General features: G+C 71.2%; 12 protein-coding genes. 6 read left to right on the top strand and 6 right to left on the bottom strand.

What is annotated here, in order from left to right; translation table 11 throughout:
• Positions 1-110: 110 nt before the first annotated feature.
• Positions 111-1,139, top strand: coding sequence for a LacI family DNA-binding transcriptional regulator (locus COUCH_RS27905; RefSeq protein ID WP_249608190.1), 1,029 nt, complete (start codon positions 111-113; stop codon positions 1,137-1,139).
• A 7-nt stretch (positions 1,140-1,146) separates the two neighbouring features.
• Here COUCH_RS27905 and COUCH_RS27900 read toward each other — a convergent pair whose 3' ends face one another.
• The gene (locus tag COUCH_RS27900) at positions 1,147-1,329 is read right to left on the bottom strand and encodes a hypothetical protein (RefSeq protein WP_249608189.1); all 183 of its coding nucleotides are present in this window, start codon (positions 1,327-1,329) and stop codon (positions 1,147-1,149) included.
• Positions 1,330-1,592: 263 nt separating this feature from the next.
• Between COUCH_RS27900 and COUCH_RS27895 the strand changes: the two genes are divergently transcribed.
• A complete protein-coding gene (locus tag COUCH_RS27895; protein ID WP_249608188.1) occupies positions 1,593-2,762 on the top strand; it encodes an endo-1,4-beta-xylanase in 1,170 nt (389 codons plus the stop codon).
• A 43-nt stretch (positions 2,763-2,805) separates the two neighbouring features.
• Positions 2,806-5,010, top strand: a complete 2,205-nt coding sequence (locus COUCH_RS27890) for an alpha/beta hydrolase (protein ID WP_249608187.1) — start codon at positions 2,806-2,808, stop codon at positions 5,008-5,010.
• Here the strand turns inward: COUCH_RS27890 and COUCH_RS27885 are convergent.
• The 5 genes from COUCH_RS27885 to COUCH_RS27865 are packed head-to-tail and all read right to left on the bottom strand — an operon-like array spanning position 5,007 to position 9,279.
• Positions 5,007-5,855: an ABC transporter permease gene (locus COUCH_RS27885; RefSeq protein WP_249608186.1), complete on the bottom strand. Its 849-nt coding sequence runs from the start codon at positions 5,853-5,855 to the stop codon at positions 5,007-5,009. The two genes, COUCH_RS27890 and COUCH_RS27885, sit on opposite strands and share 4 nt — an antisense overlap.
• Positions 5,852-6,826: an ABC transporter ATP-binding protein gene (locus COUCH_RS27880; RefSeq protein WP_249608185.1), complete on the bottom strand. Its 975-nt coding sequence runs from the start codon at positions 6,824-6,826 to the stop codon at positions 5,852-5,854. The genes COUCH_RS27885 and COUCH_RS27880 overlap by 4 nt, the downstream gene beginning before the upstream one ends.
• Before the next feature lie 5 nt (positions 6,827-6,831).
• Positions 6,832-7,911 (bottom strand): hypothetical protein, encoded by a 1,080-nt coding sequence (locus COUCH_RS27875; RefSeq protein ID WP_249608184.1) that lies wholly within the window; start codon positions 7,909-7,911, stop codon positions 6,832-6,834.
• The gene (locus tag COUCH_RS27870) at positions 7,895-8,452 is read right to left on the bottom strand and encodes a sigma-70 family RNA polymerase sigma factor (RefSeq protein ID WP_249608183.1); all 558 of its coding nucleotides are present in this window, start codon (positions 8,450-8,452) and stop codon (positions 7,895-7,897) included. Before COUCH_RS27870 ends, COUCH_RS27875 begins: the two co-directional genes overlap by 17 nt.
• A 44-nt stretch (positions 8,453-8,496) precedes the next feature.
• Positions 8,497-9,279 (bottom strand): SDR family NAD(P)-dependent oxidoreductase, encoded by a 783-nt coding sequence (locus tag COUCH_RS27865; protein ID WP_249608182.1) that lies wholly within the window; start codon positions 9,277-9,279, stop codon positions 8,497-8,499.
• Between the two features lie 49 nt (positions 9,280-9,328).
• Between COUCH_RS27865 and COUCH_RS27860 the strand changes: the two genes are divergently transcribed.
• The 3 genes from COUCH_RS27860 (at position 9,329) to COUCH_RS27850 (ending at position 12,569) form a co-directional block, all read left to right on the top strand.
• The gene (locus COUCH_RS27860) at positions 9,329-9,880 is read left to right on the top strand and encodes a TetR/AcrR family transcriptional regulator (protein WP_249608181.1); all 552 of its coding nucleotides are present in this window, start codon (positions 9,329-9,331) and stop codon (positions 9,878-9,880) included.
• Positions 9,881-10,057: 177 nt separating this feature from the next.
• Positions 10,058-12,250 carry an EAL domain-containing protein gene (locus COUCH_RS27855; RefSeq protein WP_275979992.1) on the top strand — a complete coding sequence of 731 codons (2,193 nt, stop codon included), beginning with the start codon at positions 10,058-10,060 and terminating at the stop codon, positions 12,248-12,250.
• Positions 12,222-12,569, top strand: coding sequence for a hypothetical protein (locus COUCH_RS27850; protein WP_249608179.1), 348 nt, complete (start codon positions 12,222-12,224; stop codon positions 12,567-12,569). Before COUCH_RS27855 ends, COUCH_RS27850 begins: the two co-directional genes overlap by 29 nt.
• The last annotated feature ends 24 nt before the right edge of the window (positions 12,570-12,593 follow it).

Below are 12,593 nucleotides of genomic sequence, written 5' to 3'. Positions count from 1 at the left end.
CCCAGGTCAGGCGTCATTCCGGTGTACGGTGAAGCAGATCATAATTGCGGTGGGCGGCACCTCTCGATACCTTCGCACCGAGCCCGTCCAATCGATTCCTGTGAGGTTCCGTGCGTCAGGCCAAGAGATGTTCGCCGGGCTCCCACGCGCCCACGCTGGAAGCGGTCGCCGCCCGCGCCGGCGTCTCGCGCGCCACGGCCTCCCGGGTCGTCAACGGCTCGGTGTCGGTCACCGACGACCTGCGCGCCGCGGTGCTGCGGGCCGTGGCCGAGCTCGGGTACGTGCCCAATCAGGCCGCCCGCGGGCTCGTCACCAACCGGATGGACTCGTACGCCCTCGTGCTCACCGAATCGGCGGGCCGCTCCTTCTCCGACGACACGTTCTTCCCGTCGCTGGTGCTCGGCGTCAGCCGGGAGCTCAACGGGGCCGGCAAGGAGCTCGTGCTCCAGACGGTCACCTCCCCGCGCAGCCTCGACCGCATCCGGCAGTGCGCCGCCAGCCGGTACGTGGACGGCGTGATGGTGGCCTCCACGCTGGGCGCCGACCCGCTCACCCGCGAGCTGGCCCGGATGGGCGTACCGGTCGTGGTCAACGGGCGGCCGCGTGGCCGGTCCGCGGTCCCGCACGTCGACGTCGCCAACGCCGACGGCGCCCGGCTCGCCGTCCGCCGGCTCGTCGCGGCCGGCCGGCGGCGCATCGCCACCATCGCCGGCGCCCAGGACGTCACCGGCGGCATCGACCGGCTCGCCGGCTACCACGCCGCGATGAAGGAGTCCGCGCTGCGCCCGACCGTCGCGGTGGGCGACTTCACCCGCGACTCCGGCGGCGCGGCGATGCGCCGGCTCCTCGCCGAGGACCCCGGCGTCGACGCGGTCTTCGTCGCCTCCGACCTCATGGCCCACGGCGCTCTGCGCGCGCTGCGTCAGGCGGGGCGCCGGGTGCCCGGCGACGTCGCGGTGATCGGTTTCGACGACACCGCGGTCGCCTGGTACGCGGAACCGCCGCTCACCACGGTGCACCAGCCCATCGAGGACATCGGCCGCAGGATGGCCCGCCAGGTCCTGCGCCTCGCCGGCGGTGAGTCGGTCGAGCCGACCCTGACCCTCCCCGCCGACCTCGTCGTCCGCGAGTCCGCCTGACCGTCGCTCAGGCGTTGTCCTCCAGGATGCGGCGCACTTCGGCGAACATCCGGAAGACGTCGAGGCGCCCGTCGAGGAAGCCGCGGCGGTAGTCCGTACCCGTCACGGGATGCTGCGCCCGCTCGGCGTCGCGGCGCCCGGCGACCGCATCGACGCGGCCGGCGCCGTACGCGACCAGCGCGTCGTCCATGCACCCACCTCGTCCGTCCGGGCCGGGGTCCCTGCGCACCGGCCGCGCGACAACCTCCCACAGCCCCGGCGCGCCCGGCACCGGCCGTACGCCCGACCCGGCCCCGGCCGATCCGGCGAAGCGCGGGCCGCATGATCACGGCGAATGCGGATCGCGACGGTCTCTTGACCGTCCGAAGCCGGGGCGCATAGATTCCTGTCTTGCTTCCGGAAGATGTCCGAAAGTTTCGGGCCGCTTCCTCGTCCTCGTTGCAAGGAGTTCCGGTGCGTCGTCTTTGGGGTCCCATATCCGTCGTCAGCGCCGCGGTGCTGGTGGCCGGACAGCTCACGCTCGCCGGCTCATCCCCGGCGGGCGCCACACCCGCGGCCGCGAAACCGTCGCCGCCCGCGTCCTACCCGGCCGATTCCCTGCGGGCGCTCGCCGACCGCGTGGGCCTGCGGATCGGCACGGCCGTGAACGCCGACGTGCTCGGTACCGACGCGAAATACACGCAGATCACCGCGGACCAGTTCTCCTCGGTCACCCCGGAGAACGCGATGAAGTGGGCCGAGGTCGAGGCCACCCGCGGCACGTACACCTGGCAGAAGGCGGAGCAGCTCGTCGACTTCGCGAAGGAGCACAAGCAGCTGGTCCGCGGCCACACGCTCGTCTGGCACAACCAGCTGCCCGCGTGGCTGTCCCCCGACGGCTACACCACCACCCTGTCGAACGACGAGGTGAAGGCCGTCCTCAAGAAGCACATCTTCGACGAGGTACGCCACTTCAAGGGCGACATCTGGCAGTGGGACGTGGTCAACGAGGCCTTCGACGACAACGGGCAGCCCCGCCAGACGATCTGGTACAAGGCGTGGGGCGGCACCGGCTACATCGCCGACGCGTTCCGCTGGGCGCGCCAGGCCGACCCGCGGGCCCTGCTCTTCTACAACGACTACAACCTCGAGTTCACCGGGGCGAAGAGCGACGCCGTGTACGCGATGGTGCGCTCGCTGCAAACCCAGCGCGTACCGATCCAGGGCGTCGGGTTCCAGGGTCACCTCTCCACCCAGTACGGCTACCCCGACCTGTCGAACAACCTCGAGCGTTTCGCCGGCCTGGGGCTGAAGGTGGCCCTGACCGAGGTGGACGTCCGCACGGCGACCAAGGCGGACGCCGTCAACGAGCCGGTCGACGCGCTCGCCCCGTACGCCCAGGAGAGCTACTGGTCCCGCACGCTGCAGGCGTGCCTGGCCGTGCGGGCCTGCATCTCGTTCACGCCGTGGGGCTTCGGCGACGCCTACTCGTGGGTGCCCGGCTGGTTCAAGGACCCGCAGGAGGGCGCCGCGCTGATCTACGACGAGCAGCTGAACCCGAAGGGCCAGTACGACGTCCTGCAGCAGGACCTGGCACTCGCCTCGGGCGCCCCGCACCGCTACGGCCGGGGCATCGGTCACTGAGCACGGTCCGGTCGGCACCGCCTCGGAGCAGGGAGTGGATCACATGTCGTCGTCATCCCACCGCAGGCGGCTCGTAGGCCGGTTCCTCGCGGCGCTCGTCACCGTCTCGATGGGCACCGTGACCGCTGCCGCCGGCGCACAGCCGGCGGCAGCGGGGTCAGCGGCACCGTGGCTGACCGTGTCCGACGGTTTCGCGTCCTTCGCCGTGCCGGCGGCGGACATCCAGAACACGATGGGCGACGTGTCCTCCGTCGTCGTCGAGGGGAATTTCGGCCCGTCCTTCGCGGTGTCGGAACTCGGCCTGGTCCGCTCGGGTGCCGCCTGGACGTCGATCATCGGACCGCTGCCGGCGGGCCTGTACCACTACCGCCTCCGGGGCGACGACACCAAGATCGTCAAAGATGCCACGAACCCGGCGTCGGTCACCTCGGATCCGACCTGGAGCACCTTCCTCGTCCCCGGCGACGCCGCGCGATACCTCGCCGATGTGCCGCCGGGGCAGGGCGGGAAGATCGAGGCCATCACCTATCCGTACGCCGCGGCGCACGAGCGACGGTCGGCGACCGTGTGGACGCCGCCGGGATACGACGCCCACCGCCCGCGCCCGTACCCGGTCCTGTACCTGCTGCCCGGCGAGGGCGGCGGCCACGCCGACTGGACCGAGCTGGGCCGCGCCGGGCAGATCCTCGACAACCTGTCGGTGGAGCGTCGCATCGAGCCGATGGTGGTCGTGATGAGCGACGAGGGCGACCTCCTGCGCTCCCGGCTCCCGCGGGTGGTCGAGCGGCGGTACCACGTCGCCCGTGATTCCGGGCATCGGGCGATCGCCGGTGCGTCGGCCGGCGGCGTGCAGGCGGTGCGGGTCGCGTTGGCCGGTCCCGGCGCCTTCGCCTATGCCGGCTCGTTCGGTGGCGTCTTCGCCGATGAGACCCCCGGGAACAGCCAGGCGAGGCCCCACCTGTTGCGGCTCTACACCGGGAACCTGACCGATCCGGCGTACAACCCCACCCTCCGGCTGCTGCACCGCCTCGACAAGGCGCACATCAGGCACGAGTTCGACGGGGTGAACCCGGACGCCGGCCACAACTGGGCGGCGTGGCAGGAGAACCTCGTCGACTTCGCACCGCGGCTCTTCCATCCGGTGCCCGACCACCGCCCCAGCCCCGGACACGTGGTGCCCCGGCACGAGTTCACGCCCCCGGCGCCGGGCACCACCCCGACGCCGTGGCTGACCCGGGAGGCCAACGGGGACACCTTCGTCACCGCCGAGACCGGCACCGAGTTCGCCGGCGCGGAGCATGTCACGCTCTGGGGCAACTGGGCGCCGGGCGGAAGCTGGGTCAACGTGCCGCTCACCCGATCCGGAGACCGGTGGCGGGTGACCGTGGGACCGCTCAAGCCCTGGTTCTACCACTACAAGTTCATCGTCGACCTGGCCTCGAAGAAGGACACGTCGAACCCGGCGCACATCACCACGGAACCGACGTGGAGCACGTTCCTCGTACCGGGGAAGCAGTCGCGTCTGCTCGCCGACGCCCCCGCCGGGAAGGGCGGCACCGTGCACCGGCTCACCTACCAGAGCACGGTCGCCGGGGAGCAACGCTCGGCGTACGTGTGGACCCCGCCCGGCTACGACCCCGCGCGGCCGGCGCCGTACCCGGTCCTCTACCTGCAGCACGGCGGCGACCAGAACTACACCGACTGGCTCGAGATGGGACGGGCCGGGCAGATCCTCGACAACGAGTTCCTCGACGGCTCACTCGTGCCGATGGTCGTCGTGATGGGCAACGGCAACGTCCCGGACTTCCCGAAGGAGCTGCTGGAGAACATCGTCCCGGCGGCACGCGCCGGCTACCACATCTCCCACGACCCGGCGCGGCAGGCGCTCGCCGGCCTGTCGATGGGCGGGTTCCAGACGTTCGACGTCCTCAAGACCCACCCGGGGGAGTTCGCGTACATCGGCACCTTCTCCGCGGGCATCAGCTTCACCGTCCCGGCCGACCCGGCGGGATACGACCCGGCGGCGATCAACGCCGGGACGAAGCTGCTGCGCATCTACACCGGCAACGTGACCGACTTCGTCAACCCGATCACCCTGGCCTCGATGGCGGCCTTCGACCGGGTCGGCATCAGGTACGAGTTCGCCGGGGTCACCCCGGGCCCGCACGGCTGGGACACCTGGCAGAAGAACCTGATCGACTTCGCCCCCCGCCTGTTCCGCTCCGGCACCCGCCAGGCGCGGCCCTAGAGGTCCCGGCGCTGGAAGGACAGCGCCGACAGGCCCAGGACCGCCGCGATCCAGACCGCCGCCCATCCCAGATATGCCACCGTCAGCGGCGACATGCTCAGGAACGGGGATTCCTCGATGCCGGAGCCGACCTGCCGTAGCAGCGCCGGGTCCTGGAACGAGTTCATCGCGCCGCGCCACAGGCCGTCGGTGGGGAGCAGCATGCGGGAGACCGTGCCCACCTGGGCGACGCTGTCGTTGCCGAGGGCCTCGCCGACCGAGCCGACCACGCCGGCGATCCAGGTGGCGCCGAAGAGGCCGACGGCCACGATGCCCGAGGCCATCGGGGAGATCGCCGTGGAGAGCAGGAGGCCGAGGGTGAGCAGGACCGTCGTCTGGGCGGCGAGCAGCGCCAGGCCGGTGAGCGGGTGCGGTGGCCAGTAGCCGACGGTGGCCCGGACGATGAGGAACTGGGTGAACCCGGCCAGGCTCACGAAGACGCCGCCGAACACGACGAGCCCCAGCCACTTGCCGACCAGCACCGCGCTGCGGCGGATCGGGCGGGCCAGCACCGCCAGCGCGATGCCCGACTCGACCTCCCCGGAGAGGGTGGGGCCGGCGAGGAACGCCGTCCCGAGGGCGGCGATCAGGCTCAGGCCGAACATCACCAGGTTGAGCACGGTGGAGCCGGCCACCCGGGCCTCGCCGCTGGTGAGGCCGCCGAACTCCGCGTCCAGCCGGGAGAAGCCCCAGGCGCTCAGTGCGAGCAGCGCGACGGTCAGGACCGCGAGCGAGCGCAACACCCGCCGCCGTGCGGCTTCCTGCAGGGTGAGGGCCGCGATGGTGAGCACGGTACGCAGGGTCATCGGTGTTCCTCCTGTGCGCCGGTACGCAGAATGTCCAGCAGCCGTTCCTCCAGGCTGATCCGGGCCGGTTCGACGGCGTGCACCCGCACGCCCAGGCCCACGAGGTCGGCGACGAGCCCGGGCACCGTGGTGTCGTCGGGCTCGGTGGGCAGCGTGACCGTGTACGCGTCCCCGCTGCGGGTGAGCCGGCCGGCGGCGGCGAGCCGGGCCTGCGCCTGCGGGCCGACGCCGTCCAGCCGGAGCCGCAGTTCGCGCCGGCCCAGCAGCTCCGCGAGGGTGCCGGCGGCAGCGACCCGGCCCTTGTCGAGGATGACGGCCCGGTCGCAGACCCGTTCGACCTCGCCGATGAGATGCGAGTTGAGCAGGACGGCGACGCCGCGTTCCCGCAGGGACAGCAGGATGTCGCGGACGTCGGCGCGGCCCACCGGGTCGAGGGCGCTGGTGGGCTCGTCGAGCACGACGAGGTCGGGGCCGGTGACCAGGGCGACGGCCAGCCCGAGCCGCTGCTGCATGCCCTTGGAGAAGCCGCCCACCCGGTCGCCGGCGCGGTCGGCGAGGCCGACGAGGCCCAGGCATCCGCGCCGGTCCGCGGCGGAGACGGTGGCCCCGGTCAGGCGGATGTGCAGGTTCAGCACCTCGGCGGCGGTGAGCCAGGGCTGGTAGCGGAAGAGCTCCGGCAGGTAGCCGACCCGGGCACGGGCCCGCGGGTCCCGGGCCGGGCGGCCGAGCAGCAGCACCTCGCCGGCGTCGGGCCGGACGAGGCCGAGCAGGATCTTGATGACGCTGGTCTTGCCGGCGCCGTTGGGTCCGAGCAGCCCGACCACCTCGCCGCGGCCGACGGTGAGCGACACGCCGTCCACCGCGGTCCGGCGCCGGTACCGTTTGCGCAGCCCCGAGGCCCACACGGCGGGCGCCGCGGGCAGCTCGTCGAGCAACTGCCGCGCGGCGTCCAGGTCCGGTCCGGAGGTCACCGGCGTCACCGCAGCTCCCGGGCCACCGACAGCACCTCGTCGGCGCTGAGCGAGCCCGCCACCGCGTTGATCACGCCGGCGTCCGCCCACACCACCCCGGCGAGGGCGCCGTCGCGGGAGGTGAGCACCGTGGCGGGTTTCCCGCCGACCTTCGCGGCCGAGCTGGTCAGGTAGCGGGAGTTGACCGGCAGCGGCAGGGTCGTGCCGTCACCGGAGAAGGCCCGCAGCTGCGCCGCGACGTCCGCCGGCAGGCCGGGCAGCTTCAGCAGGTAGTCACGCGCGGTCGCGAACGGCACCCCCGAGGAGTACGCCGCGGGCGCCACCGCGCGAGCCACCACGAGGGCGGGCACCCCGCGCGCCTCGGACCAGACCGCGGCCATCCCCGGGCCGGCGGTGAGGCGGAACTGGCTGCCGTCGAGGCCCGGTGGCGGCGCGGGCAGCGTCTTGCCGGCCGCCGTCGCGGTCTGCGCCGCCTTCGCGGCCGAGAACGTGTACACCGCGGTGACCCGGTCGCCCACCTGGTACATCGGCTCGCCGGTCACCCCGCGGGGCAGCTCGCCGACCCGGGGAACGGCGAGCCCGGTCAGTTGCGCCGCGGTGGAGGCCCCGGCGACCGGGCGTACGTTCGGCTCCGAGGAGATGCGCAGGTCGCCGTACGCGGAAAGGTCCGGCAGCGCGACCAGATCCGCCTGGGTGAGCGTCACCGGCGCGATCCGTTCGGTACGGAAGATCGGCAGCCAGTCGGCGGCGGCCGCGGCGCCGGCACCGGCGAGCAGGGCCACGACGCCGGCGGCGGCGATCACGGGGCTGCGCAGGGCGGCCCGCCACCGGTTCCGCCGGCGGCCGGCGGCCGGGACCGCGGGTGATGCGGCGGCGGTGCCGGCCGCCATCCGCTGCCAGGCGGCGTCCACGTCGGCGGTGACCTCGGTGCGCAGGGCGTCGGCGGCGACGGCCGCGTCGGCCCGGGCAGCGGCCAGCCCGGAGAGGCACACCGGGCAGCCGGCGACGTGCTCGCGGTCGGCGTCGGCGACACCGGCCGGCTCGTCCAGCAGCCGGCGCAGCGTGCCGTCAGTCGGATGACGCATGACGGTTCAACTCCTCGCGTAGGGCGGACTCGGCGCGTCGCACGGTGGTGCCCACGCTGCCGGGTGAGAGATCGAGAGCGGCCGCTACCTCGGCGTAGCTGAGGCCGCTGTGCCGCAGGACGAGCGCGACGGCGTGCTTGCGGGGCAGCCGGGCCAGCGCGGCCCGGACGCGGCGGTGCTCGTCGCGGGTCACGACCGCGTCGGCGACGTCCGGCAAGACGGCGAGGCCGTCGCCGGCGCGCCCCTCGCGGGCGGCCCGGCGACGGCCGGAACGAAGATGGTTCAACGCCGTGTGCGCGGCGGCGACCGACAGCCAGCCCGCTGCCTCCGCGGCCGGGACGGCGGTACGCCCGAAGCTCAGGAACACCTCCTGGGCCACGTCCTCGGCCTCGTCGCGCGTCCCGAGCACCCGGGCGGCGACCCCGACGACCCGGGCGTACGCGGCGCGGAAGACGTCCTCGAGGTCGGCACGCACGGGCGGGCCGCTCGGCTCCACCCGCCGGGCCGCCGGTGCGATCCCACCCTGTCGTACAACGTCCACACCTGTAGAGCACCACCGGCGGCGCGGATGTGACAGGGAATCTCTCAGGCCGGGCGTACGGAGTCCGCCGCGGCCCTGACGACCAGGCGGCGGGGGAGCAGTCCCGCCGCGGCGGCGATGACCTTGTTCATGCGGCCGGAGACCACGCTGGGGGCCCGCGACGAGTCCAGCGCGCGCAGGGCCGTGGCGACGACGTCGGCGGGGGTCTCGAAGGTCACGCCGCTCTCGTCCGTACCGCTGACGGTGTAGAACTCGCTGCGGGTCGGCCCGGGGGACAGGGCGAGCACGCGGACGCCGGTGCCGCGCAGCTCGTACGCCAGGGCCTCGGTGAAGCGCAGCACGAAGGCCTTCGTCGCCGCGTAGACCGCCATCCCCGGCACCGGCTGGTACGCGGTGAGGCTGGCGACGTTGACCAGCGCGCCGGAGCCGTGCGCCACGATGCCGGGCAGGAAGGTGCCGGTGAGATCGGTCAGCGCCGAGACGTTGACGTCGACCTGCTGGTGCAGCGCCTCGGGCGAGGTTTCGAGGAAGGGGCCGGTGATGCCCAGGCCGGCGCAGTTGACGAGGGCGCCGACGGTGATGCCACGCCCGGCGAGGGCCGCCAGCAGCGCCGCACCCGGGCGGGGCCGGGCCAGGTCGGCGGCCAGGCAGGTCACCTGGATGCCCGGCCGGTCGCGGCGGAGCTCCGCGGCGAGCGCCTCGAGCCGTTCCACTCGACGCGCGACCAGAACGAGGTCGGCGCCCCGCTCGCCGAGCCGGCGGGCGAACTCGGCGCCGATGCCCGAACTCGCGCCGGTGATCAGAATGGTCGTACCCCGGTACCGCATGCCGACGAGGTTAACACTCGTAAACAAGGGCCTGCGCTATGGTGATCCGGTGCGGGCACGGGGTCGGTACGACCAGCTGGTCGCCGCCGCCATGGAGCTGGCGTCGCCCGGCCTGCCGCTGTCGGTGCCGTCGCTGCGAGCGGTGGCCCGCGAGTGCGGTGTCACGCCGACCGCGGTCTACCGCCACTTCCCGTCGCAGAGCAGCCTCAACCGGGTCATCCTGCTGACCATCGACCAGGCCTTCGTCGCCGCGGTGTCCGCCGCCGACGACCCGGCCCGGCCGCCCGCCGAACGGCTCCGGGGCTTCGCCCACGCGTACGCCGCCTGGGGCCTGGCCCACCCCGGCCTCTACCAGCTGCGCTTCGAGAGCGCCGACCAGCTGGGCGAGGACTACGTCCGTACGGACGCGGCCGACAAACTGCTCGCGCACATCGACAGCGTGATCGCCGGCCTCGACGAGCCGTCGGAGGCGACGGCCGAGGATCTGTGGGTGGGGCTGCACGGCATGGTGTCGCTGCGGATCCACAAGCGGGACCGGCCGTGGTCCGTCGCTCTGGAGGAGCAGATCGACCGGCTGCTGCGCGCCTGGGGAATCGGCTGACCGCATCCGGCCTTGTCCGACAACTGCTGGTGGGCGCAATGCCACGAGACCGTCTGTCCTATCGGGATCGAACACCGTCTGTTCGGGGGATGAGTCAGGCCTGTCGCGCTCGACTACCGTAACGTGCAGTCCGCATCCGGTTGCTCAATGTAGTCGGTAGGGGCAGGGGGGTCGGGTATGCGAGGGCGACGTAAAGCGGTCCTTATCGGAGTCGATCACTGCGGACGGGAAATCGGAATGCCTTCCCTCCGCTACGCCGAGGCGGATGCTCGAGCCGTTCGGGACCTGCTCCTCGATGAAAGCCTCGGCACGTTCGAAGACGGCGACGTGACCCTGCTGCTCGGCAATCAGGCGACGTGGTCTGACGTCAAGGCGACGCTCCGCGACGCTGCACTGGACGCGGACCCCGCCGACGTGTTGCTCGTCTACTTTGCCGGTCATGCCCTCGTTCCTGAGTGGATGACCGACTCGGACGCGTATCTGGTCACCGCTGACCTCGACGCGACAGAGCTGCGGGCCCAACCCGACCGTGGGCTTCGGCTCACGTTTCTGAAGCGCGATGTGTTCGGAGTCTTCGAGGGCACCTCCTTCTTGATCCTCGACTGCTGCCAAGCCGGTCGTTATCAAGATGCGGACATGCGGCACAACGAGGTCATGCAGACCTACAGGCCACGGGTTGACCGGCACAGCGCGTTACTCGCCTGCCGGGCAGGGGCTGCTGCGCGGGAGTCTGACGACCTGCGTCACGGTCAATTGACTTATCACGTCCTGGATGCGCTCAGAGGAGCGGCGGCAGATGGCGATGGCCGCGTCTCCTTCGCTCGGATGGCAGACTTCGTGGCGACGAAGGGCCTGCACCCGGCGCCAGGTCAGCTCTTGCAGAACTGGGGCGACAGTGTCCCGCTGACGCAGCCGCCGGTCTCGCGACACGCCCGCCGGCGACAGGTCGCGCCGGACGACGCGCCGGCGTCGATCATCCCGTGTCGCAACCCGCTTGATGACTTCACCGGTTCGATACGGCAGTTGCTCGACCGATTCTTCCGCTCAGGCGGGCAGGCCCTCGCCTCGGAGCCGGACGCCCCGATCGAGCGGATCCGCCACGCCCTGGCAGCCGACTCCGTAGCGGTCGTTGACTTCTTCGGGCCTGAGCCGCGGATAGCGAGTTCGACGGCTCGATTCCGCTACCAGGAGTTGCGTGCACTTCTAGAACGCAGCGCCCGGTACGCCGACCCCTCGCAAAGCTCGTCGCTGGGACACTTGGTGTCCGAGGAAGATGGCCGTCGCGTCCTCTTTGTTCCCCTCAAGCGCGACGGCCAGAGGGTGACCAGCTTGGCGGTCGTCGACCCTCCACTGGACATGGGCGAACCTCTGGCAGTGATGTTGCAGGCGATGTGGGCAGTCGCCGTGCTCGCTGACCCGGTCGAGGCGGAACTCGGAGTGCTCACGGCGCTGCGTATCGCGTTTGGGCGGCTGCCCGTGGATCTGTATCACCATGCGGCGTCTCTGCATCGGCGCCTGATGGAGTCGCTGACCATGGTCTTCCAGCCGGTCATTCAGCTCGACGCCCGGCCCCCGGGTATTGGTGTGTACAGCTATGAAGCTCTCGCGCGCCAGCACGAGAACGACCTCGGAGCACCGTTCAGAGCATTGCGGATGTGTCAGGCATGGGGCGATCGATTCGTCATCGAACGGGACTCCATCCTGGCTGCCAAAGCGATTCGGGCATATGCGGAAGCTGATGGCGCCACCGCTTGGGAGGGCACTCGGCCCGTCTCTATCAATGTGGCGGTGCGAGCCCTGCTCAATGACGGTTACATTGCTGAGGTCCGCGCTGCGCTGGCCGATGCGGCCCTCAACCCACGGCTCGTCACTCTCGAGATATCCGAGCAGGACCCCATCGAGCCGAGAGACGACGAAATCTGGCCGCAAGAACCGCTCGTGTTCTTCCATCGCCGGCTTACGGAGCTTACTGCCACCCTCGATGTGACCTTCGCGGTCGACGACTTCGGGGTTGGCTACTCATCGCTGGCTCGGCTCGCTGAGCTGCCTCTGACCCAGATCAAGGTCGACCGGGCTATTCTCTTCCACCCGATGGCGATCGAAGAACTCAAGCTCGTCATGGAAGTCGCACGCTATGCGAGTAATCGAGGCCACTCGCATTCCCCGCGACCGGTGATCGTGGAGGGTGTGGACGGTCAGTCGCCGGTTGGACTCCACGATTTATATGGCCTTGGCATTCAGCACGTTCAGGGGTACATCAGCGGGGAGATATCATCTCGAACGCTGCGCCCCTTGGACCAGTCGTTGCGGGAACGGATCGCCGCATTGGTGAGAGGTGAGAATGACCAGTATCGTGCTTCGGCTGCCTGAGACGGTTGTGCAGGAGCTGGCTCTTCCTTATGAGGGCTCGCGAGATGCGTCAGCCGTGACGATGGCGATCGAAGGAATCGCCGTTGCGGCCAACGTGGCCACTGTCCTGACCGCCCAACCGCAGCTGCAGGCGATCGCCGCAGCGATCCGTCGTTGGCGGCTGGGTAACGAACGTGAGTCGGTGGTACTTACGGTCCGCGGCCCGGGCATCGATTTGCGAATCGACCTGCCCCGGAACGTCAGTTCCGAGCGGCTGATGCGGCAGCTTCAACCATTGCTGGCCGACAGGCCCTTGCGCGAGGAAGGTCGACGCCGTTAGTTCTCCACTAGGCGCTTGCGTCGT

This window comes from Couchioplanes caeruleus (assembly GCF_023499255.1).
Lineage (GTDB): Bacteria > Actinomycetota > Actinomycetes > Mycobacteriales > Micromonosporaceae > Actinoplanes > Actinoplanes caeruleus_A.
Note: the sequence above shows the minus strand (reverse complement) of the source record. Positions and strands in the feature narration are given on the sequence as shown.

Bases quoted from the DNA above. Each gene is read 5' to 3' on its own strand.
- COUCH_RS27875 (WP_249608184.1), bottom strand. From the start codon at position 7,911: ATGCGTCATCCGACTGACGGCACGCTGCGCCGGCTGCTGGACGAGCCG.
- COUCH_RS27855 (WP_275979992.1), top strand. From the start codon at position 10,058: ATGCGAGGGCGACGTAAAGCGGTCCTTATCGGAGTCGATCACTGCGGA.
- COUCH_RS27850 (WP_249608179.1), top strand. From the start codon at position 12,222: ATGACCAGTATCGTGCTTCGGCTGCCTGAGACGGTTGTGCAGGAGCTG.
- COUCH_RS27890 (WP_249608187.1), top strand. From the start codon at position 2,806: ATGTCGTCGTCATCCCACCGCAGGCGGCTCGTAGGCCGGTTCCTCGCG.
- COUCH_RS27885 (WP_249608186.1), bottom strand. From the start codon at position 5,855: ATGACCCTGCGTACCGTGCTCACCATCGCGGCCCTCACCCTGCAGGAA.
- COUCH_RS27900 (WP_249608189.1), bottom strand. From the start codon at position 1,329: ATGGACGACGCGCTGGTCGCGTACGGCGCCGGCCGCGTCGATGCGGTC.
- COUCH_RS27865 (WP_249608182.1), bottom strand. From the start codon at position 9,279: ATGCGGTACCGGGGTACGACCATTCTGATCACCGGCGCGAGTTCGGGC.